This window comes from bacterium, assembly GCA_021372515.1.
GTDB lineage: Bacteria > Gemmatimonadota > Glassbacteria > GWA2-58-10 > GWA2-58-10 > JAJFUG01.
Genome location: JAJFUG010000104.1, coordinates 1 through 22,724, shown reverse-complemented (window position 1 = coordinate 22,724; position 22,724 = coordinate 1). Strand labels below are relative to the sequence as shown.

23 protein-coding genes are annotated in these 22,724 nt (G+C 64.0%); 16 read left to right on the top strand and 7 right to left on the bottom strand.

All coding sequences use genetic code 11. The features are described 5' to 3' along the window. Positions 1–555: 555 nt before the first annotated feature. The 7 genes from pheA to LLH00_10460 all read right to left on the bottom strand — a co-directional run bounded on the left by pheA (position 556) and on the right by LLH00_10460 (position 6,854). Entirely contained in the window at positions 556–1,365 is an 810-nt protein-coding gene (pheA, locus tag LLH00_10490) for a prephenate dehydratase (GenBank protein ID MCE5271697.1), read from the bottom strand. A 107-nt stretch (positions 1,366–1,472) separates the two neighbouring features. Next, positions 1,473–2,249: a hypothetical protein gene (locus LLH00_10485; protein ID MCE5271696.1), complete on the bottom strand. Its 777-nt coding sequence runs from the start codon at positions 2,247–2,249 to the stop codon at positions 1,473–1,475. Between the two features lie 5 nt (positions 2,250–2,254). Then, positions 2,255–3,133, bottom strand: a complete 879-nt coding sequence (locus LLH00_10480; GenBank protein MCE5271695.1) for a hypothetical protein — start codon at positions 3,131–3,133, stop codon at positions 2,255–2,257. A 233-nt stretch (positions 3,134–3,366) separates the two neighbouring features. Further along, complete coding sequence (locus LLH00_10475; GenBank protein ID MCE5271694.1) at positions 3,367–4,218, bottom strand: succinate dehydrogenase iron-sulfur subunit; 852 nt, start codon at positions 4,216–4,218, stop codon at positions 3,367–3,369. Between the two features lies 1 nt (position 4,219). Beyond that, complete coding sequence (locus LLH00_10470) at positions 4,220–4,591, bottom strand: hypothetical protein (GenBank protein MCE5271693.1); 372 nt, start codon at positions 4,589–4,591, stop codon at positions 4,220–4,222. A 22-nt stretch (positions 4,592–4,613) separates the two neighbouring features. Beyond that, a complete protein-coding gene (locus LLH00_10465) occupies positions 4,614–5,063 on the bottom strand; it encodes a hypothetical protein (protein MCE5271692.1) in 450 nt (149 codons plus the stop codon). Between the two features lie 69 nt (positions 5,064–5,132). Then, positions 5,133–6,854, bottom strand: coding sequence for a succinate dehydrogenase/fumarate reductase flavoprotein subunit (locus tag LLH00_10460; GenBank protein MCE5271691.1), 1,722 nt, complete (start codon positions 6,852–6,854; stop codon positions 5,133–5,135). A gap of 604 nt (positions 6,855–7,458) precedes the next feature. On the opposite strand from LLH00_10460, the gene infC reads away from it, so the two are divergent. The 16 genes from infC to LLH00_10380 form a co-directional block, all read left to right on the top strand. Next, complete coding sequence (gene infC / locus LLH00_10455; GenBank protein ID MCE5271690.1) at positions 7,459–8,019, top strand: translation initiation factor IF-3; 561 nt, start codon at positions 7,459–7,461, stop codon at positions 8,017–8,019. A 16-nt stretch (positions 8,020–8,035) separates the two neighbouring features. Then, complete coding sequence (rpmI, locus tag LLH00_10450; protein MCE5271689.1) at positions 8,036–8,233, top strand: 50S ribosomal protein L35; 198 nt, start codon at positions 8,036–8,038, stop codon at positions 8,231–8,233. Between the two features lie 77 nt (positions 8,234–8,310). Further along, complete coding sequence (rplT, locus tag LLH00_10445) at positions 8,311–8,661, top strand: 50S ribosomal protein L20 (GenBank protein MCE5271688.1); 351 nt, start codon at positions 8,311–8,313, stop codon at positions 8,659–8,661. A gap of 131 nt (positions 8,662–8,792) precedes the next feature. Further along, a complete protein-coding gene (locus LLH00_10440; protein ID MCE5271687.1) occupies positions 8,793–9,821 on the top strand; it encodes a phenylalanine--tRNA ligase subunit alpha in 1,029 nt (342 codons plus the stop codon). A 64-nt stretch (positions 9,822–9,885) separates the two neighbouring features. Then, positions 9,886–12,276 carry a phenylalanine--tRNA ligase subunit beta gene (gene pheT, locus LLH00_10435; GenBank protein ID MCE5271686.1) on the top strand — a complete coding sequence of 797 codons (2,391 nt, stop codon included), beginning with the start codon at positions 9,886–9,888 and terminating at the stop codon, positions 12,274–12,276. Positions 12,277–12,380: 104 nt separating this feature from the next. After that, complete coding sequence (locus LLH00_10430) at positions 12,381–12,626, top strand: hypothetical protein (GenBank protein MCE5271685.1); 246 nt, start codon at positions 12,381–12,383, stop codon at positions 12,624–12,626. A gap of 178 nt (positions 12,627–12,804) precedes the next feature. Further along, on the top strand, positions 12,805–13,125 hold the full coding sequence (locus LLH00_10425; GenBank protein MCE5271684.1) for a cell division protein ZapA: 321 nt from the start codon (positions 12,805–12,807) through the stop codon (positions 13,123–13,125). Between the two features lie 306 nt (positions 13,126–13,431). Next, the gene (rny, locus tag LLH00_10420; GenBank protein MCE5271683.1) at positions 13,432–15,006 is read left to right on the top strand and encodes a ribonuclease Y; all 1,575 of its coding nucleotides are present in this window, start codon (positions 13,432–13,434) and stop codon (positions 15,004–15,006) included. Positions 15,007–15,028: 22 nt separating this feature from the next. After that, positions 15,029–15,826, top strand: a complete 798-nt coding sequence (locus LLH00_10415) for a TIGR00282 family metallophosphoesterase (GenBank protein ID MCE5271682.1) — start codon at positions 15,029–15,031, stop codon at positions 15,824–15,826. A 96-nt stretch (positions 15,827–15,922) separates the two neighbouring features. After that, positions 15,923–16,813, top strand: a complete 891-nt coding sequence (gene folD, locus LLH00_10410; GenBank protein ID MCE5271681.1) for a bifunctional methylenetetrahydrofolate dehydrogenase/methenyltetrahydrofolate cyclohydrolase FolD — start codon at positions 15,923–15,925, stop codon at positions 16,811–16,813. A gap of 6 nt (positions 16,814–16,819) precedes the next feature. Next, on the top strand, positions 16,820–18,049 hold the full coding sequence (xseA, locus tag LLH00_10405; protein ID MCE5271680.1) for an exodeoxyribonuclease VII large subunit: 1,230 nt from the start codon (positions 16,820–16,822) through the stop codon (positions 18,047–18,049). 41 nt (positions 18,050–18,090) lie between these two features. Further along, complete coding sequence (gene xseB, locus LLH00_10400) at positions 18,091–18,324, top strand: exodeoxyribonuclease VII small subunit (protein ID MCE5271679.1); 234 nt, start codon at positions 18,091–18,093, stop codon at positions 18,322–18,324. 14 nt (positions 18,325–18,338) lie between these two features. Next, complete coding sequence (locus LLH00_10395) at positions 18,339–19,229, top strand: polyprenyl synthetase family protein (protein ID MCE5271678.1); 891 nt, start codon at positions 18,339–18,341, stop codon at positions 19,227–19,229. A 114-nt stretch (positions 19,230–19,343) separates the two neighbouring features. After that, positions 19,344–21,257 (top strand): 1-deoxy-D-xylulose-5-phosphate synthase, encoded by a 1,914-nt coding sequence (dxs, locus tag LLH00_10390; GenBank protein ID MCE5271677.1) that lies wholly within the window; start codon positions 19,344–19,346, stop codon positions 21,255–21,257. Beyond that, a complete protein-coding gene (locus LLH00_10385; protein ID MCE5271676.1) occupies positions 21,235–22,104 on the top strand; it encodes an NAD(+)/NADH kinase in 870 nt (289 codons plus the stop codon). Before dxs ends, LLH00_10385 begins: the two co-directional genes overlap by 23 nt. Positions 22,105–22,110: 6 nt before the next feature. Beyond that, a partial coding sequence (locus LLH00_10380; GenBank protein MCE5271675.1) for an AAA family ATPase occupies positions 22,111–22,724 on the top strand: 614 nt, incomplete at its 3' end.

Here is a 22,724-nt window from a genome sequence, read left to right as displayed (position 1 = left end):
TGTCCGGTTAGGAACTTGCAGTTTGAAGCTGACCGTCTCATTTCTGCTTTGGTTTCGGCCAAAGCAGCAAAGCCAGCGGGGGCCGCAAACTCGTCCAAACCGAGACTCTGCGTCAATCTTAAGTGTTTACGGAGTCTTAATTCCGCTCCCGCGTTGCAGCGGCGGCGCTGCCGCGAATCGCCGCCGGACAGTGCGGCAATTACAGCCCCGGCCGTTTCTCGCTCAATTAAACGCTACCCTGGCGGGAGGCTCAGACAGGTGCGGCCCCCAAAGGCAACAGCGGCGGCCTGTCAGCCGCACGGGGTTTGGCTTTGACCCGGGATCGAGTTATTCCGATACGAACACTGTGTTCGCCCATAACATTCTATAGCAAAAATCTAACCGAACAATGCTGCGCCGAATCGAAAGAAGTAAAAACAGAAAAGCATACGCTTTCAGCCTGAGTTTGCTATCAGGATAACGTGTGACTTGCTGACACGGCCGGAATTTTCCCGCCGAACGTGCCACAATCTACACACTTGGGCGCGGGCTGTCAATCGAAGGGGGAGGATGGGTTCAGTACTGGCGGGGATAGCTGCCCAACACTTTGATAAAGGCCATCTTGCGCAACTGTTCCAGAGCCTCGGCCACCGGCTGGTCCTGGATATGGCCCTGGACATCCACAAAAAATATGTAATCCCCAAGGCGGCCTTTCGAGGGGCGCGATTCGATCTTGCTCAGGTTCACCCCGCGCTGGGCGAACTGCCCCAGCAGCTTGAACAGCAGACCCGGGTGGTCGGTCTGGGGGTAGAGGGCCAGGCTGGTGCGGTCGTAGCCCGAGCTGGCGGGCATCTCGCGACCCACCTGTACGAACCGGGTGACATTGTAGCGGTTGTCCTGGATCGAGGCGCGCAGACGGGTCAGGCCGTAGAGGCCGATCGCCAGCTCGGGGACTATCGCCGCCATGTCGGCCCGTCCGCTCTCCAGCAGCATCTCGGCGCTTCGTCCGTTGGAGGAGGTCTGCACGATCTCGGCCGCGGGGTAGTTGCGCCGCAGGAAATTCTCGCACTGGGCGTAGGACTGCGGGTGGGCCAGCACGGTGCGCACCTCGGTCGCGGCGGCCAGCCCGGCCAGGTTCTGCACCACCGGGTGGATCACCTCGCGGGTAACGGTCAGGTCCGTGTCTGTCAGGGCGTCCAGGGTCTCGCCCACGCTGCCGGCCACCGAGTTCTCCAGCGGGATCAGGCCGCTTTCGGCGCCGCCCGAACCCACCTTGTCCACCACGTCCCGGATCGTGCGCTCGAAAACCACCGTGGCCTGCGGGTCGAGCGCCAGGGCCGCCTCGTGTGAAAAAGTACCCTGCGGGCCGAGTATGGCGATCTGCATGGTCGGTCTGTCCTAAAAAAGTCGAGGGGTAAACGGCTGTCCGGTCAAGGCAAAGATAGCGCCACGGAGCCGTCAAGTCAACGCCGGGCGCGCGGGACGCCGCGGGGTCAGGGCTCCACGTAGGGTGACTCGACCGAATCGGCCGGGGTGACCGGCAGGATGAGGTGCGAGGGCTGTAAGTGGACAGTGCCGGAATAGCTCGCCGCGCTGGTGTCCTGGCGCAGGTTCTCCAGCACCTTGACCCGCACCTCCTCGGGCATGTACTCGAAGCGGTACTCGCGGAATTTCCAGCGCAGCGGCTCGGGCCAGCCGGCCAGCCACTGCCTGCCGTCGCGCGAGCCATAGATACCGATATTGCCCATCACCAGCAGCAGCTCCTGGAAGAACGTGCTGTAGAACAGCTCATCCAGGGCGTAGCTCTTCCATTTCTGGTCGTCCCGGAAATTGAAACGCAGCAGGTTGGGCTCGCGCAACTGGCGCTCGATGTCCGAGAAAAAAGACGCCCAGAGGCTGTCCTGGCCGCAGAACAGGTTCAGCGCCTCGCTGACCGCGAAGGCGTTGATGTACTTGATCCCGGTCTGTGCATCCGCGCGGGCCAGGGCCTCGAGCACGATTTTGTCGGGGATGCTCTGGAAACGGGCGATAAGGCGCGCCGTGTAGCTGTTGAGTCCCAGGTTGTCCACGATCTGGTACAGGTCGGGCGGGATCGTATCGGAGAGGCTGACCGGCACTTCCAGGCTGAACGTATCCGGCGGGGCGGCCACGGCGGTGTCGGCCGCGGCGGGACCGGCCGTGTCCGCAACGGCAGTGGCGGCTGGCTGGTCCTGGGCTTTCAGGCCCAACGGCAGCAATACCGCGAGCAGCAATACGGTAAAGGCTCTCATGGCGCTCAGGCTCCCGCGGTGGTGGCGCTTTTGCCCGAGACGAACAGACGCTTGAGTTCCTCGACCCGTTGCGCGGTTATCCCGAGACGCTTGGCCTTGACCCGCAACTGCATTTCCAGCTTGCGGATATCTTCATTGTATTTATGTATCAGGTCGAGGCTGGAGGTGGTCGGCTCCTTGGCCGCCTCTTTCCGGCGAACGTAGAGCATGCCCTGCTTGTTGTTGAGCATCAGCAGCAGGTTGATGATCTCCCGTTCCGGGTCGAGGCTACCCTCCTCGGAGCGTTTCTTGATGAAAGCCTTGCAGAAACGGACGAACTCATCCTCGTCCAGCTTGCGGAAATCGATCTCGATCTTGTCCATCTCGCGGCGGACTGTTTCCCAGGCCGTCTCGTGCTCGCCGGTCTCCTGGCGCGTCTCGGTCAGCGAGGCCACGGCTTCCTTGATCCTCATCCGCTCGAAAATGACCCGTTTCTTGTCCTCGTTGTTCAGCACCAGGCGCGAGCGCACCTCGCTGGTCAGCTTGGTCAGCTCCAGATCGTCATCCAGGTTCATCCGCCCGGAGCCCACCAGACTGTACTTGCGCTTGATTATGCGCAGCTTGTCGATCAACTCGTGCAGCTCGTTCCGCCGTCCGATGATGTTGCTTTTCAGGATCGAGATGGTCTGGCGGCATTTTTCCTCTTTGAGCTCGAGATCCTGGAGCTGGCGCTCGGCCTGGATATAATGCTGGTAGGCCGACTCTTCGCTGGCCGCGGTGCGGAGGTACTGGATTTTGAGGTCCGAAATTTTACGGTCGCGCTGGAGCTTCAGCACCAGTGTCCAGCCGAACAGGGTCAGACCCAGGACGACCGCGATCACGGCGAATGTCAACAACGATCCCATAAATTGCCCGGCCGGGATTGAAGGAGAGAAATCAGTCACAGGGGCGGAACAGCTACGGCAATTGTATCCTAAATAAGAAAATCGGTGTTTTCAAGTTATAATTTAATCTTTTTCTGTCAAGACGAACAAAGAAATTTCTGAGTAGTCTGAATGTTGGGAAATGGATACTCGATATTCTAACGAAAAACTAAAGAAGGCAGACTCGAAAGCCTGCCTTCGTCTATCACCGCTTTTCAATCGCCTGCTGTTTTCCGGGGGGCTTCCGGGATGCCCTCGCGCCGGGCTTTCCCGGTCTGGGGCGGCCTAAGGCGGGCGGAGTCGCGCGGACCGGCGCCCAGTCGCTGCTTGAGTATCTCGCGCTTGAGCAACTGGATGCCCAGGGCCGGGTCCACGCCCTTGGGACAGGCCTCCGAGCAGGCCCCGGCGAAATGGCAGCGCCACAGGCCGTGCGGGTGGTCCAGGGCTGCGGTCCGCTGCTCCATGCCTTCGTCACGGGTGTCGGCCACGTAGCGGTAGGCTGCGCCCAGGGCCTGGGGGCCGGTGAACGAGGAATCCGTGGCGCTGGTGGGGCAGGCGGCCACGCAGGCGGCGCACTTGATACAATAGGCGAACTGGAGGTAGCGCTCCAACTGCCCGGGGCTCTGGATGTACTCGCCCTCGACTGAGTCCACCTCGTCCGGGTTCTGGCGGATGATATGTGGCCGCACCGACTCATGCGCGGCGAAGAAAGTGCTGAGGTCCGGCACCAGGTCGCGCAGAATCGGGAAATTGGGCAGGGGCCGCACCTCGATCAACGTGCTGCCCAGCTCCACCACCTGGGTCTGGCAGGTGAGCACCGGCTTGCCGTTGACATACATGGCGCAGGAGCCGCAGATACCCATCCGGCAGCTTTTACGGTAGCTGAGGGTGGGGTCCTGGGTCTCCTTGATCTGCATCAGGGCATCCAGCACGGTCATGCCGCGCTTGAGTATCAGCCTGTAGCTCCTGAAATACGGCCGCTTGTCCTTGTCCGGGGCATAGCGCAGTACCTTGAACTCGATCTCGTGCCCGTACAGCTCGCGGCCCTTGTGCCCATTGTCGGCCATCTCACATCCCTCCCGGCGCCAGGAAGCCGCTGATTATGGCCCAGGAGCCGTAGATGAAGAACCCCAGCCCGGCCACGGCCAGCAGACGCCCCACGGCTTTGCGCAGCCCCCAGGGCAGGGCCGACAGCTCGTACACCACCGCCCGCAGCCCGTACAGCCCGTGGTACAACGCGGCCGCCAGCAGGACAAGGTAGACCACCATATAGAATACCCGGGCCGAGCGCGCGCTGACCGAGGCGAAGCTGAGCACCTCGGCGCGCGGCGCCCCGAACAGCCCGCCCAGGTGCATCACTCCGTAATGGATTCCCAGTACGGCCAGCAGAACCAGGCCGGCCAGCAGGAACAGGTACCAGAGCGTCGATTCCCGGATCATTTGCGTCTCTCCTCGCGGCCTCTCAGTGGTGCACGGACATGAATTCGAGCGTGCCGTAGCCCACGATCACCACGGCCAGCAGAAGGACCATCCAGACCAGGGGCCGCTGACGGCCCGAGGCCAGGGTGAACGGGTAGAGCGGGCGCTGCGGCGGGCGCAGGGCGAAACCCAGCTCGGTCGCGCCCAGTCGCAGGCCGTTGAGCGCGTGGAACACCGCCCCGGCGAACACAAGCCACTCGCCCCAGGGCAGAAGGCCCCGGTTTACCAGGCCCATCACGGTCTCCCAGTGGGCCTGGTTCGTTTTCTGTGCCGTTACCACCAGGTGCATGGGAAGGTAGAGCAGCACGCCCAGGCCGGTGATCCGCTGCAGGGTGTAGAGGTAGCGCTCCAGCCTGTAGCGCCCGCCGTAGGCCCAGCCCCTCACTCCCAGCCGGTTGGGGTAGGTGGTTTTGACTGTGGACGGCTGTTTCATCTCGTCCCTCCGGAGAGCTTGGCTTATGGCCTCGGGTTGCTGGCCGTGGCGGGGAACGGGCCTTGCGGCTCAGTATTTCCGCTCGACCGGCTTCCACATGGAAATGTTCACCGGACAGTAGTCCAGCTTCGGGCCCTCTGGCGTGGCGACCGCCAGGGTGTGCCTGAGCCAGTTCTCGTCATCGCGTTTGGTGAAATCGCGCCGGGCGTGCCCGCCGCGCGATTCCTGGCGCGCCAGCGCCCCCATGAACGCGATCTCGGCGATGTCGAGCATGAAACTCAGTTCCAGGGCGTAGACCAGGTCGAGGTTGTAGACCCGGCTGCTGTCGTGGACCTTGATGTTCCCGAAACGCTCCTTGAGCGCGCGGACCGCGTTCAGCCCGGCTGCCAGGCCCTCTCCGGTGCGGAACACGGCCAGGTGCTGGTCGCAGGCGCGGCGCAGGGCCTTGCGAATCTCGTAGATCGACTCGCCGCCGTCGCGCCGCAGGATATCGTCGAACACCCAGGCGCGGGCCGCCTCCGCTGCGCCTTTGGGCACTACGGGCTGGCCGGTGTACTCCTCCGTGATGTAGCGCGCGGCCGCGGTCCCGGTGAACTTGCCCCAGGCCAGGCATTCGGCCGTGGAGTTGGTGCCCAGGCGGTTGGCCCCGTGCAGGCTGACACAGGAGCACTCGCCCGCGGCCCAGATTCCGCGCAGCGAGGTGGCGCCGTCGATGTCGGTGTGAATGCCGCCCATGGTGTAATGGAATACCGGCCGGATCGGCACCGGGTCGTCCACCGGGTCCACGTCCACGAACTTCATCGACAGCTCGCGGATGAACCCCAGGCGCTCGTTGATCTTGTCCGCGCCCAGATGGCGCAGGTCCAGGTGCACGTAGTCCAGGCCGTCCTGGCCCTCGAAGCCCCGGCCCTCGGCGATCTCGGTCATGATCGAGCGCGAGACGATGTCGCGGGGGGCGAGCTCCATCATCGAGGACGCGTAGCGCTCCATGAAGCGTTCGCCCAGGCGGTTGCGAAGGTAGCCGCCCTCGCCGCGGCAGCCCTCGGTCATCAGGATGCCGCTGGGGATCAGCCCGGTGGGATGGAACTGCATGAATTCGAGGTCCTTGATCTTGAGGCCGGCCCGGTAGGCCATCGCGATCCCGTCCCCGGTCACCGAGTGCGAGTAGGTGGTGAAGCCCATGATCCGTCCGATCCCGCCGGTGGCGATGATCAGGGCCTTGCCCAGCAGGGTGTGCATCTGTCCGGTGGCCATGTCCAGGGCGGCCAGGCCGCGGAACTGGCCCTCCTCCACGAGCAGCGAGCTGATGAACCACTCGTCGTAGCGGGTCACGTTCTGGAAGCGCAGCAGAGTGTCGTAGAGGGTCTGCATCTCGAAGAAGCCGGTTTTGTCGGCGGCGTAGGTGGCGCGGGGGAAACTGTGCCCGCCGAACGCGCGCTGGTCGATCCGGCCGTCCGGTCGCCGGCTCCAGGGAATGCCCCAGTGTTCGAGCTGAAGGATTTCCTCCGGCATCTGGCGCACGAAGCGGGCGATCACGTCCTGGTCGCCCAGAAAATCGCTGCCCTTGACCGTGTCCCAGGCGTGAAGGTCGAGGTTGTCGCCCTCGTCCTCGCGCAGCACCGCCGCGGTGCCGCCCTCGGCGGCCACGGAGTGCGAGCGCATAAGCTGCACCTTGCTTACCAGAGCGATGTCCAGCTTGCCGCGGCTCTGGATAGAGGCCTCGAGAGCGGCCCTCAGCCCGGCCAGTCCGCTGCCCAGAATAAGCAGATCGTGGGTGATGGTCTCTGACATCAGTCGGCTCCCCGAGAGCTCCGGTCGGCGGAGCGGGCGCTTCCGCCGGTGCAACGGCGGCGGCTCGTCTGTTCGGCCGGACCGTATCCGCCGCGCTGGAACGCATCGAACCCCCGCGACGGATCAGATTGACAAGCGTTCAGCGGAAAAATATCTTAAATGACGGTCTTATTTTCGGAAGGAAACAAATGTGGAATTTTTTCAGTATACTTTTTATTATTGTTCAATGTCAAGCCCGCACGGTTTTTAAACGGCTTCTGACAGGCGTAAAAACTGTTGACAAAGGGATTTCAAGGCGCTATCTTGTGTTTGAATTGTCACCAGAGGAACCGGGTGAGGCTTGTCTTAGGTTAACGTGACGCGCCCGGGAGTTGTTACAACCCGTACAGCGCGCGGATGGTGATTCCGCCTGACGAAGCGCCGGGATTAGGGACTTGATCCGCTACCGTACAGATGCTATGAAATAGTAAAAAGTTTCCACGGAAACAAGCGGATTATAGTGTCCGCTTTTTTTTGTACCGCCGTGGTCTGGCTGTCGCCAGGAAGGTGGCAGCGGGAGGATTGAAACGGCTCGGCAATCCCAACTCACTGATGCAGGAGGACTGTGGCTACCAAGGATGTTCGAATAAACGATCAGATTCGTATTTCTCCGGTTCGTTTAATCGACAATGACGGCACCCAGATCGGAATTGTGCCGCTGGAGGAAGCCCAGAAACTGGCCCGGGAAAAGAATCTCGACCTGGTCGAGATCGCGCCGACTGCCCGTCCTCCGGTCTGCCGGGTCATGGACTACGGCAAGTTCAAGTACCGTGAGAGCAAGAAGGCTAAGGAAGCCAAGAAGCGCCAGCATGTGATCCAGATGAAGGAGATCAAGCTGCGCTCGAAGATCGACGAGCACGATCTGCAGTTCAAGCTCAAGCACGCGCAGAAGTTCCTGGAAAAGCACAATAAAGTCAAGCTGACCATGGTCTTCCGCGGTCGTGAGGTGGTGCATAAAGAGCTGGGCGAGGAAGTGTTGGAACGGATTTTCAAATCGGTCGAGGACTTGGCGCTCAAAGAGGGGCCGGTCAAGATGGAAGGCCGTAACATGATCCTGATCCTGGCGCCCAAAAGCTTACCGTTAGAGAAACCAATAGTAGTTCCGTCTAAGCCAACGGAAAGTTAATCATCAAGGAGTCAGCGTGCCCAAACTCAAGACTTTACGCTCCGCGGCCAAGCGGTTCCGCAGCACGGCCAGCGGGAAAATAAAGCGCAAGCAGGCGTACCACAGCCATATTCTGACCAAGAAGACCCCCAAGCGCAAGCGCAACCTGCGCAAGCAGACCACGGTCAGCGCCGCGGACCAGCGTCGGATTCACCGGCTGATTCCCTATAAGTGATTGGCGCCGCAGGTTGGAGGCTGTCTGTGCCTGCCATGCCTGCCGTAATGTGATTCGAAAACCAGATGAGGTAACAGATGCCGCGCGTTAAAACGAATGTCGCCTCGCATGCGAGGAAGAAGAAGATACTCAACTCGGCCAAGGGCTATTTCGGCGGCCGGAGCAAGCTGCTAAGCTCGGCCCGCGAGACGGTCGACCGTGCCCAGCGCTTCTCTTACATCCACCGCAAGCAGAAGAAGCGCCAGTTCCGGGCTCTCTGGATCGCGCGTATCAATGCCGCGGTCCGTGCATACGGCTTTAGCTACAGCCGTTTCATCGACGCCCTGAACAAGGCCGGCATCGAGATCAACCGCAAGGTCCTGGCGGATATGGCGGTCAACGATCCCCAGGGATTCGAGGGGCTGGTCAAAGCCGTGCAGAGCCGCTGAGACCGGGTCAAATCGAGCTATCCAAGACAGGGCGGACAGTGGCTACACGGTCCGCCTGTCTTTTTTTGGCCGGTTCCGGCGGCGTTTAGCCGCAGTGAGGGGCCGGACATTCTCCGTGGAGCGATTTCACCATGAAACAGTATCTTGAACAACTGGAACAGGCCGAGAAAGAGGCCCCCGCGAGGATCGACGCGGCTGCGAACGTCGAGGAGCTGGAGGCCCTGCGCCTTCAGTACCTGGGCCGCAAGGGGGTGCTCACCGCCGCCCTGCAGGGGCTGGGTAGCCTCGCGGCCGAGGAGCGGCCGGTCCTGGGCAAGCGCGCCAACGAGGCCAAGAATTTCCTGGCCGCGCTGATCGACAGGCGCACCGCCGAGCTGGAGGAAAAGCGCCTGGCCGAGGCCGTGGCTAAAAGCCGCCTGGATGTAACGCTGCCCGGGGCGCGGGGCTGGGACGGCGGGCTGCACCCGCTCACCCTCACCCTTGACCGTCTGGTCGAAATCTTCTTCTCCCTGGGCTTCACCGTGGCGGATGGCCCGGAGGTGGAGGACGAGTTCCACAATTTCGACGCCCTCAACACCCCGGCCGACCATCCGGCCCGCGACAGCCAGGACACGTTCTACTTAGCCGACGGCCGCCTGCTGAGATCGCAGACCTCCACCGTGCAGGTGCGCTACATGCAGGCCAACCAGCCTCCAGTGCGGATCATCGCCCCGGGGCGGGTCTACCGCCGCGACACGCCGGATGCCAGCCACAGCCCGATCTTCCACCAGCTCGAGGGCCTCTACGTGGATCAGGGCGTCACTTTCGGCGACCTCAAGTACACCCTCGAACAGTTCGCGCACCAGATGTTCGGCCCCGGCAGCAGCCTGCGTTTCCGGCCCTCATTCTTCCCGTTCACCGAGCCCAGCGCCGAGGTGGATGTGCGCTGCGTGTTCTGCAAGGGCAAGGGCTGTTCGGTCTGCAAGCAGACCGGCTGGATGGAGATACTGGGCTGCGGCATGGTCGACCCGGCGGTGTTCCAGGCTGTGGGCTACGACCCGGAGCGCTGGACCGGTTTCGCTTTCGGCATGGGCATCGACCGTATCTGCATGACCATGATGGGGATCAACGACATCCGACTGCTCCTGGAGTCCGAGCTGGGTTTCCTCTCACAGTTCTGAGCGTGGATTGCGCTCTGCGGACTGTCCATTACGCAACGAAAAACTTGAAACGGTCCGGTTGACGATGAATATCAGCTACAAGTGGCTAAAGACTTTGATCGATTTCGACCTCTCCCCGCAGGAGCTTGCCGCGCGCCTGACCATGCTCGGCCACGCCGTGGATGAGCTGCTCTACCTGGGAAAAGATATTGAGGGGGTGGTGGTGGGACGGGCGACCGCGCTGCGGCCACACCCGGATGCGGACAAACTGCGCCTGGTCACTGTGGACTACGGCGCCGGCTCCACGCTGGAGGTGGTCTGCGGGGCGCCCAACGTGCGCCAGGGCGGGCTTTACCCCCTGGCCCTGGTCGGCACAGTGCTGCCCGGTGGGTTCGAGCTTAAAAAGGCGAAAATCCGCGGGGTGGAGAGCCAGGGCATGCTCTGCTCGGAGAAAGAGCTGGGTCTGAGCGAGGAGTCCTCGGGCCTGCTGGAGCTGGATGAATCGGCGCGGCCGGGCATGAGCCTGCCCGAGGCCCTGGGCCTGGATGACTGGCGACTGGTGCTGGACGTGACGGCCAACCGCGGCGACATGTGGAGCCAGATCGGGGCGGCGCGCGAGCTTCAGCCCGTTGCCGGGAAAAAGCTAACCCGCCCGCAGGGCTCCCCGGACGACAGCGGCCCGGCCATCGAAAGCCTCACCTCGGTTGAGATCACCGACAGCCAGGGCTGTCCGCGCTACATGGCCCGGGTGATCGAGAACGTGAAAATCGGACCCTCGCCGCGCTGGCTGGTCGAGCGTCTGAACGCGGTGGGGCAGCGCAGCATCAACAACGTGGTCGATATCACCAATTTCATCCTCTTCGAGCTGGGCCAGCCTCTGCACTCGTTCGACCTGGACCGTCTGGAGGGCAAGCGGATCGTGGTGCGCAAGGCCGCCGAGGGTGAGCAGATTCTCACCCTGGACGGCGCCCCGCGCAAGCTCGACGCCGCTATTACCGTGATCGCCGATGCGGTCAACCCGGTGGCCGTGGCCGGCGTGATGGGCGGCAAGGAGAGCGAGGTGGACGAGTCCACCCGCCGGGTGCTGCTCGAGTGCGCCTGGTTCGATCCGGCCACCACCCGCCGCACCAGCCGTGCCCTGGGGCTTTCCAGCGAGGCCTCGCGCCGCTTCGAGCGCGGGGTGGACTATTCCGGCATGAACCTGGCCCTGGACCGCGCCGCGCGCCTGATCGCCGAGGTCTCGGGCGGGAGCGTGGCCCGCGGGGCCATCGATGTCTATCCGCGCAAGCTCACCCCTCCCACCGTGGAGCTGCGCGCCTGCCGGGCCGAGAGCCTCCTGGGCCTCGAATTCCCGGCCAGCGAGGTCCGCCGCTGCCTGGAGGGTATCGATTTCGAGGTGGAAAGCCTCGGCGCGGGTAAATACAAGGTGACAGTGCCCGCCTGCCGTCACGATGTCAGCCGCGAGGTGGACCTGATCGAGGAACTGGCGCGGGTCAGGGGCTACGAGCACATTCCGTCCCCGGCGCGCATGTGTGTCACGCCGGCGGTCAGCGGGCGGCGAGAGTGGTACGACCTGGCGAAATTGAAAGAGTGCCTGGCCGGCCTGGGCCTGCGCGAGGTGATGACCAGCAGTTTCACCGGCGCGGCTGAGGTCGAGGCGATCTGCGGGGCCGGTGTCTATGCTCCGCCGCAATTGTCGTTCCCGCTCTCCAGCGAGGAGGGCTTGTTGCGCCCCGAGCTGATCGTGAGCCTGCTGGGCTGTGTGAAGCGCAACCTGAACCAGCGCAACCAGGATGTACGGATTTTCGAGATCGGCCGGGTGTTCCCGCGGCGTGTGGGCAGCAGCGATTCGCCCGAGGAGCGCCGTCTGGGCCTGGCCGCCCTGGGTTCGCGTCAAAGCGTGCACTGGAGCGGCAAGGGCCGCGCCTGGGACTTTTTCGACCTCAAGGGCGTGCTGGAATCCCTGGCCGCCCGGCTGAAACTTCCGGTCCTCTCTTTTGTTCAAGGCTCGCACCCGGCTCTGCATCCCGGCAAGTGCGCCGAGGTGCGACTGGGCGGTCACGGCATCGGCCTGCTCGGGGCGATCAACCCCAGCCTGGCCGCCGGCCTGGAGCTGCCCGACACGGTGCTGCTGGCCGAGCTCGATCTGGACCGCCTGCTCGCCTCCCGTCAGGCCCCGCGTCACAGCGAGCGCAGCCCGTACCCCGGCTCGCGCCGCGACCTGGCTGTCCTGGTGGATGACGCCGTGCCCTGCGCCGAGCTTGCCGCCGAGATACAGCGCGGCTCGCGCCTGGTGGCCGAGGTGGCGGTGTTCGACCTGTACCAGGGGCAGCACGTGCCGGCCGGCAAAAAAAGCCTGGCTTTCTCCATGCTTTTCCAGAGCGTTGAGCGCACCCTGCGGGATGAAGAGGTGGACCAGGCGTTCGAGAAGATTTTGCGCGGGTTGATAAAAAAATTCGACGTGAAGCAACGTTAAGTGTTATATTGTTTTGAATGACCTGTGCTCCGCGGCCGGAGAGGCTGCGGAGCCGTCTGTGAACTCCTCCCGGCACGGCGAAGGCGAATATTCACGGGGTTTCGATGCCTGACAGGTTCCAGTCGCTGGAAGATAAAATCAAGCGCCTGCTCAAAGTGGTGGACCAGCTGGAGGCGGAAAACCGTTCGTTCCGCTCCCTGGTCGGTGGGAGCCAGCAGATGTCGCGGCAGGATATAGTCAGTCAGGTCGAGAGCCTGAAACTCGAAAAGGAAAAACTCGAGCGAAAGCTTTCCCTGGTCGATGAGACCCTTTCCCGCGTGCTGGGAGAGCTCGATCATCTCGAGCTCTGATACGGGTCGGGCCCGAGTCCGGGCAAAGGGGCAAATTCCGGCGCGCGGGTTGTTGACTTGCAAAATGCCTTGCTTTAGATTGGAGATTGAAGACAGTTTCGTAAACGAAAGCCGTCAAACGGTTTCTTTAACATAAAAAAGGGTCAATTCCAATCACGGTAGTCCCGGGCAGAGCGCTATGGATGACGACAAGGTAACGACTACACGGGTGTCGATATTCGGTGATACTTATAATATCCGGACACAGACCGATCCCGAATACACCCGCAAGGTCGCGGAATATGTGAATCAGACCATGCAGGCGGTAAAAAAGAGCCTGAGCCTGCAGGACGTGCACAAGATAGCGATTCTGGCCGCTATGTCCATAACCGATGAACTTTTCCAGACCAAAAGGGAGAAGGAGATACGGGATGAGGAGCTGGAGCTCAAGTGCAATTCCCTGATCCAGCTGCTCGATTCCTATCTGGAGAGGAGCCGGTCCCAGGAGGCCCTGCTCTGATCCTTCGGCACATATGACGGATGGTTGAAACATACCCCGTCGGCGCGTGATTAACGAATTGATCCTGGAACGAACCCTTGGGAGCGTTCTCCTGTGGTGCACCGCTGGCCGGCCTCCGGCCGGAGCGGGTGGCGCCGGCGGACAGCGCCCGCTTTGAGCTGTTGCAGGTTCGGATTTGTTGATCGGGTGCGGCGGGGCTTTTTATTGCCCTGTGTTCCCGTGGGATCAGTCAGCAATGATGTTATTCCCATCCGCGTGGGCGGATACTTCAATAGATAACCTAAACGCACGTTTCACGGAGACTTGATGTCAACTTTATCCAATATCATTGTTCCGGTACTGGTAATGCTGGTGTTGCTGGCAGCGGTGTTCGTGCTGGGCTACTGGGTCAGCCGAAGGATCGCCCAGAGCAAGCTGCAGGACGCGGAGTCGCAGGCCAAGAAAATCATCACAGATGCAGGGCGCGAAGCCGAAAACATCCGCAAGTCGGCGACCATCGAAAGCAAGGAGAAGTATTACCAGGCCAAGGTGGATTTCGAGAAGGAGACCGAGGGCCGGCGCAAGGAGCTCGAACGGGTCCAGCACACGCTGCAGGAGCGTGAGGTCAATCTGGACAAGAAGCTTGAGATTGTCGAGAAGAAAGAGCGCGAGGTCGCGCGGATGAACGATGACCTCGTGGTCCGGGAGAAAGTGGTCAAGAGCAAGGACGACAAGCTGACCCAGCTCATCGCCGAGCAGAACCAGCGCCTGGAGCGCATCGCCGGCCTCAGCGCCGAGGACGCCAAGCGCGAGCTGATCGAGAACCTGAAAGAGGAGGCCCGTGTCGAGGCCTCCCAGTACGTCAAGGACATCAAGGAGCAGGCCAAGCGCGACGCCGAGAAGGAGGCCAAGAAAATCATCACTCTGGCCATCCAGCGCTGCGCCGCCGACCACGTGGTCGAGTCCACGGTCTCGGTGGTCAACCTGCCCAACGATGAGATGAAGGGACGGATCATCGGCCGTGAGGGCCGCAACATCCGCTCGTTCGAAATGGCCACCGGCATCGATGTGATCATCGACGATACGCCGGAGGCGGTGATCCTGTCCGGGTTCAGCCCCATCCGCCGCGAGGTGGCCCGTCTGGCCATGGAGCGACTGATCCAGGACGGCCGAATCCATCCCGGGCGCATCGAGGACGTGGTGGAGAAGTGCCGCAAGGAAGTGGAAGAGAAGATACAGCAGGCCGCCGAGGAGGCCCTCTACGAGACCGGCGTGCACGGCATACATCCCGAGCTGGTCGCCCTGCTCGGACGGCTCAAGTTCCGCACCAGCTACGGCCAGAACAACCTTCTGCACGCCAAGGAGGTGGCCACCCTCTGCGGCATGATGGCCGCCGAGTTGGGCCTGGACATCGCCATGAGCAAGCGGGCCGGGCTGTTGCACGACATCGGCAAGGCGGTGGACCACGAGGCCGAGGGCACGCACACCCAGATCGGCGTGGAGCTGTGCCGCAAGTACGGCGAGCCGGAAGAGGTGATCAACGCCGTGGCCAGCCATCACAACGATGTCGAGCAGACCTCGCTCATCTCGGTGCTGGTGCAGGCGGCGGACGCCCTGAGCGGGGCGCGCCCCGGCGCGCGGCGTGAAACGCTCGAAACCTACATCAAGCGCCTCGAGAAGCTGGAGAAGATCGCCGACGGGTTCAAGGGCGTGCAGAAAGCCTACGCCATCCAGGCCGGGCGCGAGATACGGATCATGGTCCAGCCGGATGAGATCGAGGACAGCTACGGCGAGATACTGGCCGGAGAGATCGCCCACAAGATCGAGAAAGAGCTCGAATATCCCGGACAGATCAAGGTGGTGGTTATCCGCGAGACCCGGGCCGTGAGCTACGCCAAGTAACGGAAAGACAAGGGGTGCCCTTTTGCAGATACTGTTCATTGCCGACATTGTCGGCGGTCCGGGACGCAAGGTGGTGGGTGCGATTCTGCCCAACCTGATCAAGAAGCACAAGGTGGATTTCTGCATTGCCAACGGTGAGAACGCCGCCGGTGGGTTCGGTCTGACTCTGGAGATAGCCGAGGAGCTGTTTGCCCTGGGCGTGGATGTCATCACCAGCGGCAACCATATCTGGGACCGCAAGGACTCGCTGGCCGACCTCGACCGTCAGCCCAACGTCCTGCGGCCGATCAACTACCCGCCGGGCAATCCCGGCCGCGGCCTGGTAGTGACCAAGGCCCGCAACAACCTGCCCGTGGCGGTGATCAACCTCCAGGGCCGGGTGTTCATGAAAGAGATCGACTGCCCGTTCCGCACCATCTCGACCGTGCTGGACGGGATCAAGAACGAGACCAACCTGGTCATAATCGATTTCCACGCCGAGGCCTCGGCCGAGAAAGTGGCCCTGGGCTGGCACCTGGACGGGCGGGTGAGCGCAGTGCTCGGAACCCACACCCATGTCCAGACCGCCGATGAGCGCGTGCTGCCGGGTGGCACGGCCTATATCACGGATGCCGGGATGAGCGGTTCGATCGACGGGGTGATCGGGATCAAGAAAGAGCTGGCGATCAAGCGTTTCCTGCTCCAGACCCCCAACCGTTTCCAGCCCGCCGACACCAACCTGGTCCTGATGGGCGTGCTGCTGACCCTGGACCCGCAGACCGGCCGGGCCAGGAAGATCGAGCGTTTACAGGTTCCGCAGGCCGCAGTGCTCGCCATGTAGGTATGCCATTATCCGCCGGCCGGCCGGGTGCTCCCCGCGCCGGCCGGCGGAGCCTGAGCGCCGCCGTAATCCAGCCCTGTACAGGAGGAGCGTTTCATGTCCGCATCTTTAATCGACGGCAAAGTGATCGCCGCTCAGATACGCACCGAGCTGGAGCGCCGTATCTGGGCCCTCAAGGAAAAAGGGGTCCGCCCCGGCCTGGCCGTGGTCCTGGTGGGTGACAATCCGGCCAGCCAGTCCTACGTGGGGATGAAAGAGAAAAAGTGCATCGAGCTGGGCTTGCACTCCGCCTCGCACCGCCTGGGGGCCGACACCACGCGCGAGGCTCTGCTCGACCTGGTGGCCCGGCTCAACGCCGACCCGCGTATCCACGGCATCCTGGTCCAGCTGCCCCTGCCGAAGCATATCGACGAGGATGAGATCATCATGGCGATCGACCCGGACAAGGATGTGGATGGGTTCCACCCGGTGAGCCTCGGACGCCTGGTGATCGGACTGGAGGGATTCAAGCCCTGCACCCCGGCCGGTATCCAGCAACTGTTGGTCCGCAGCGGGGTGGAGCTGCGGGGCAAGCACGTGGTGGTGGTCGGCCGCAGCAACATCGTGGGCAAACCCGTGGCCAATATCCTGCTGCAGAAAGCCGAGGGCGCGGACGCCACTGTGACCGTGGCCCACAGCCGCACCGCCGACCTGCCCGGCATGGTCCGCACGGCGGATGTGCTGATCGCGGCCATCGGCCAGCCCGAGCTGATCCGCGGCGACTGGATCAAGCCCGGCGCGGTGGTGATCGATGTCGGCTCCAACCGCATCGACGACTCCTCCAACCCCAAAGGCTACCGCTGGGTGGGGGATGTGCATTTCGAAAGCGCGGCCGAGGTGGCCGCGTTGATCACCCCGGTGCCCGGCGGGGTCGGCCCGATGACAATCATCATGCTCATGGCCAACACGGTCCGTTCGGCCGAGCTGGCCCTGGGCCGGAAAGCGTAAACCGGCTTGGACCTGCATGTTTACAGCGTGAGCGAGTTGACCCGCGAGGTCAAGGAGCTGATCGAGGGCTCTTTCCCGCCGCTCTGGGTCGAGGGTGAAATAAGCAATTTCGTGCACCACGGCTCCGGGCACATGTATTTCTCGCTCAAGGACTCCTCCGCCGCGCTCCGGGCGGTGTTTTTCCGCCAGTACAACCAGGCCCTTACCTTCCGGCCCGAGAACGGGATGAAAATGATGGCGCGCGGGCTGCTCTCGGTGTACGAGCCCAGCGGCCAGTACCAGCTCATGGTCAGCGAGCTGCGGCCTGCCGGTGTGGGGGCACTTCAGCTCGCCTTCGAGCGGCTCAAGGCGCGCCTGGCGGCCGAGGGCCTGTTCGACGAGGCCCGGAAGCGCCCCCTGCCGCAGTTCCCGGCCTGTGTGGGAATAGTCACCTCGCCCACCGGTGCCGCGGTGCGCGACATAATATCCGTGCTTGAGCGGCGCTGCCCCTCGGTGCGGATCGTGCTGGCCCCGGCCCGCGTGCAGGGAGAGGGCGCTGCCGCCGAGATCGCCGCGGCTGTGCGCGCGTTCGGGCGCTGGGGCGGCGCGGATGTGCTGATCGTGGGGCGCGGAGGCGGCTCGGCCGAGGACCTCTGGGCGTTCAACGAGGAGGCCGTGGCCCGGGCGATATTCGATAGCCCCGTGCCGGTGATAAGCGCCGTGGGGCACCAGACCGATTTCACCATCGCCGATTTCGTGGCCGACCTTCGCGCGCCCACGCCCTCGGCCGCTGCGGAATATGCCGTGCCGGTGGCAGCGGAGCTGGAGGCTGGCCTGGTGGCCCTGGGCCGCCGTCTGGTGCGGGCGGGCTCCGGGCCTCTGTCCGACGCGCATCAGCGCCTGGACGAGCTGGAGCGCGCCCTGGCCCCGCAGCGCCTGCGCGCGGCCCTGCGCGCCTGCCGCGACCGCCACGCCGCCCTGGCCCTGCGCCTTCAGCGCGCCGCCCGTCACAGCCTGGACCTGGCCCGCGTGCGCTGGAGCGGCTTTCAGGAGCGCCTGAGCGCGCTCAACCCGGCGGCCGTGCTTGGGCGCGGTTACGCCATGGCGCGCACGCCGGAGGGCAGAATCGTGCGGGATGCCGCCACAGTCGAGGTGGGGCAGCGGCTCTCCGTGCTGCTGGCGCGCGGCAGCCTGGATTGCCGGGTCGAGGGCGTGAACCCCGCCGGTGAGGATACTCTGGCAAGCAAAGCCGGGTGAGCGCCCGGATGCAGTCGGACCGTTTTCAGGAGCCGTAAGCCATGCCGAAGAAGGAAGAGAAAGAGAAAAGCTTCGAACAGCTCTGCAGCAGCCTCGAGGAGACAGTCAGCCGTCTGGAGGACGAGCAGCTTCCCCTGGAAGAGGCAATCCGCCTGTTCAACGCGGGCGTGGCCGACGCCATCGAGGCGCGTAAGCGCCTGCTGGCCTCGGAGGAGAAGGTGCAGAAGCTGGTCGAGACTCTCGAGGGTCGTTTCGAGCTGCACGACCTGGAATGAGGGAAGGGAAGAAATTGGACCTCCAGGCTTATCTGAAAAGCGAGAAGACCCGGATCGACCGGGTGCTGAAAGAGCTTGTCCCCGCCGAGACAGACCCCCTCCACGAGGCCATGGCCTACAGCCTGGCCGCCGGAGGCAAGCGCCTTCGCCCGGTGCTGGCGCTGAGCGCGTTCCGCGCCTGCGGCGGCGATGGGGACAGCGATTCCCACTACCGCGCAGTTTGCGCCCTGGAACTGATCCATACCTACACCCTGATCCACGATGACCTGCCGGTGATGGACAACGACGATTTCCGGCGCGGGCTGCCCACCTGCCACCGCCGGTTCGGCGAGCGCAGCGCGACCCTGGCCGGCTCGGGGCTGCTGCTCCTGGCCTTCGGGGTGCTGAGCCGCGAGGCGGCCGGGCTGGGGCTTTCCGCGCAGGACACGGCGCGGGCCGTGGCCGCCGTGGCCGAGGCCGTGGGCGGCGGAGGCGTGATCGGCGGGCAGGTGGTGGACCTGGAGAGCGAGCGCCACGCGGTGGACCGCGCCACCCTGGACTACATCCACACCCACAAGACCGGTGCCCTGATCCGCGCCAGTTGCACCCTGGGCGGACATCTGGCCGGCGCTCGGGAACAGTCCCTGGACGCCCTGGCCGCCTACGGCGAGGGGATCGGACTGGCGTTCCAGATCGTGGATGACCTGCTGGACATCGAGGGGGATTTCACCGCCCTGGGCAAGACCGTGGGCGCGGATCAGGCCCGCGGCAAGGCCACTTTCCCGGCCCTCTATGGCCTGGAGACCAGCCGCCGCATGGCCGCCGAGGCGGTCGAGAGCGCCTGCGCGGTGCTCGGCCCGGCCGGGCTCGACCGCGAGGGGACGCTTCAGGCCCTGGCCCGTTTCATTCTCAGCCGCAAGGCCTGAAAAATAACAAGAAACATTTGCGCCCTGCCCGGCAGAGATTAAATTAAGACATAATTCCGTCGGTATTTCAATCCGCCTCCGTGCGGATTTTCACATACAACGGGGGATGTGTCCTTGCAATCCAGGACCGAGGAAGTTCTGGGCCGCATCAAGAGCCCACGCGACATCCGGGACCTCAGCCTCGCCGAGCTCGAAACTCTCTGCGAATGCCTGCGGGACTACATAATTTCCGTGGTCAGCGACTCCGGCGGCCATCTGGCTCCCAACCTCGGGGCCGTGGAACTGACCGTGGCCCTGCACTCGGTGTTCGAGTGCCCGCGCGACAAGATCATCTTCGATGTCGGCCACCAGTGCTACATCCACAAGCTGCTCACCGGACGGCGGGCGGGGTTCAAGAAGCTGCGCCAGGAGGGCGGCGTGAGCGGGTTCCCCAACCCCAAGGAAAGCCCCTGCGACGCATTTGCCACGGGCCACGCCTCCACCTCGATCTCGGCCGCCCTGGGCTACGCCAGCGCCCGTGACCTGGCCGGGCAGGACTTCAAGGTGGTGGCGGTGATCGGCGTCGGCGCCCTGTCCGGCGGGCTGGCCGACGAGGGCCTGAACAACGCCGGGGCCGGGGGGCACGACCTGCTGGTGGTCCTCAACGACAACCAGATGTCCATCTCGCCCAACGTGGGCGCCCTGACCCGCTACATGAACGGCCTGATACTGGACCCGCGTTACAACAAGCTGAAAAAGGAGATCTGGGACCTCACCGAGCGAATCCCCCTGGGCCGCGACCAGGTCCGCGCTTTCGCCCACAAGTTGGAGGAATCGCTCAAGAACCTGTTCGTGCCGGGCATGTGGTTCGAGGAGATGGGTTTCCGCTATATCGGCCCCATCGATGGCCACAATCTGGACGAGCTTCTGCGCACCCTCAAGACTGTCCGCGAGATTCACGGCCCGGTGTTGCTGCACGTGCTGACCAAGAAAGGCAAGGGCTACGAGCACGCCGAGGAGAACCCCACCCGTTTCCACGGCACCGGGGCGTTCGACACCGCCACCGGCGGAACCGTGGCCCCCAAGGCGCCCAGCTATTCCGAGCTGTTCGGCGAGGCGGCGGTCGAGCTGGCCGCGGCCAATCCGCGCATCCTGGCCGTGACCGCGGCCATGCCGGACGGCACCGGGCTGAGCCGTTTCCAGCGCGAGCTGCCCGGGCGCTTTTTCGACGTCGGGATCGCCGAGGGCCACGCGGTCACTTTCTCGGCCGGGCTGGCCATGGTGGGGGCGCGGCCCCTGGTGGCGATCTACAGCACGTTCATCCAGCGGGCTTTCGACCATGTGATCATGGACGTGGCCCTGCAGGACTTGCCCGTGGTGTTTGCCCTGGACCGGGCGGGCATAGTGGGGGATGACGGGCCCACGCACAACGGCGTGTTCGACCTGTCGTTCATGAGCCTGGTGCCCAACATGATAGTCACCGCGCCCAAGGACGAGGTGGAACTGCGTGACCTTCTCTACACCGCGTTCCGCCAGGACAAGGCCCCGTTCTGCATCCGCTACCCGCGCGGCGGCGGAGTGGGGGTGATCCGCTCCCAACGCTTCCGCGAGCTGGAGATCGGCTCGTGGGAGATGCTGGAGCAGGGGCGGGACGTGGCCCTGCTGGCAGTGGGGACTATGGTCCACCCGGCGCTCTGGGCCCGCAAGCTGCTCGCGCGCGACGGGATCAGCGCGGGCGTGTTCAACTGCCGCTTCGTCAAACCCCTCGACACACCCATGCTGGAGCATGTGCTCTCCAGCTACGAGACCGTGGTCACCCTGGAGGAGAACGTGCTGCGCGGCGGGTTCGGCTCGCAGGTGGCGCTCTACGCAGCCGGCCGCAACGAGCCGTCGGGACGGGTCCTGCACATGGGCGTTCCGGACGAGTTCCTCAAAGTGGGCAAGCGCAATGTGCTGCTCGAACGGCTGGGACTTTGCCCGGCCGGAATTCAGGCTTTCGTCAAACAGGCCCTGGGTGCGCGGATCGATGAACATAGCGTTAAAAGCTAACCTCCACAATCCGGACATAGCAACACTGCTGGCCCTCTGCCTGGACCTGCTCGCCCAGCGCGGGGTCAGGCCCTGGGTGCATGCCGACCTGCTGGCGTTCGTGCAGGACCATTCCCGGGTGGAGCTTATCCAGGGCGATGGCATCCCGGAGGGGACCGACCTGATGCTGGCCCTGGGCGGCGACGGCACCGTGCTGGGCGCGGCCCGCTGCGTGGGGGTCAGCCAGGTGCCCATCTTCGCCGTGAACCTCGGCAATTTCGGTTTCCTCACCACCTGTGCTTTCAACGAGCTGGCCGCCTGCCTGGACCGTATCCTGGCCCTGGATTTCGAGGTCGAGGAGCGCATGGTGCTAAAGGCCCGGGTGGCGCATGCGGACGGCAGCGAGCAGTGCTATCACGCGCTGAACGATTTTGTCCTGCACAAGGGTGGACGGACCCGGCCGATAGTGCTCAACATCCAGGCCGGCGGCGACCAGGTGGGCTTTTTCCCGGCCGACGGCGTGATAGTCTCCACGCCCACCGGCTCCACGGCCTATTCTCTTTCGGCCGGCGGGCCGATCCTGTTCCCCACCATGGACGCCGTGGCCATCACCCCGATCTGTCCGCACTCTCTGGCGGTGCGGCCCCTGGTCGTCCCCTCAGATATCCCGCTCACCCTGACCGAGATGTCCGCGCACCAGGAGGTGCTGCTGACCGTGGACGGGCAGATGAGCAGCCGGATCATCGAGGAGGACGAGATCCATGTCAGCCGGGCCGCCCATGTCACCCGGATGGTCAAGCCCTTCGAGGGCACTTTCTTCTCCCGTCTGCGCGGCAAGCTGAAATGGGGCGAGCGGGAAAGGACCTGACTGTCTATGTTCCAGGCTCTCCGACTGACCGATTATGTGCTGTTCGACCGGCTGGACCTCGAGTTCGGCCCGGGGTTGAATGTCATCTCCGGTGAGACCGGTGCGGGCAAATCGATCCTGCTGGGCGCGCTGGGCCTTCTGCTGGGCGGCGAGGCCGCCGCGGAGCTGGTGCGTTCCGGGGCCGAGCGCGCCGTGGCCGAGGCCCTTTTCAGCCTGGACCGCGATGCCCGCAGCCGTTTGGCCGAGGCCGTGTTCGGCGGGGAGGACCCCGGCGAGGAGCTGGTGCTTCGGCGCGAGATAACCTCCTCCGGCCGCAGCCGCTCGTATGTGAACGGGGCGATGGCGAACCTCCAGCTTCTGCGCTCCCTGGGCGAGGAACTGGTGCAGATACACGGCCAGGCGGACAACCGTCTTCTGGTTCGTCCCGCGCAGCAGCTCGAGCTGCTGGACGCTTTCGGTGCTCTGGGAGACCGTCGCTCCACGTTCGCGGCCCTTCTGGCCCGCAGCCGTCAGGCCGAGCGCCGTCTGGAAAGCCTCGAAAAGGCCCTGGCCGCGTTCAACAGCGAGCAGGAGCTGCTGCGTTTCCAGCTCCAGGAAATCGACTCCACCGCCCCGCGGGC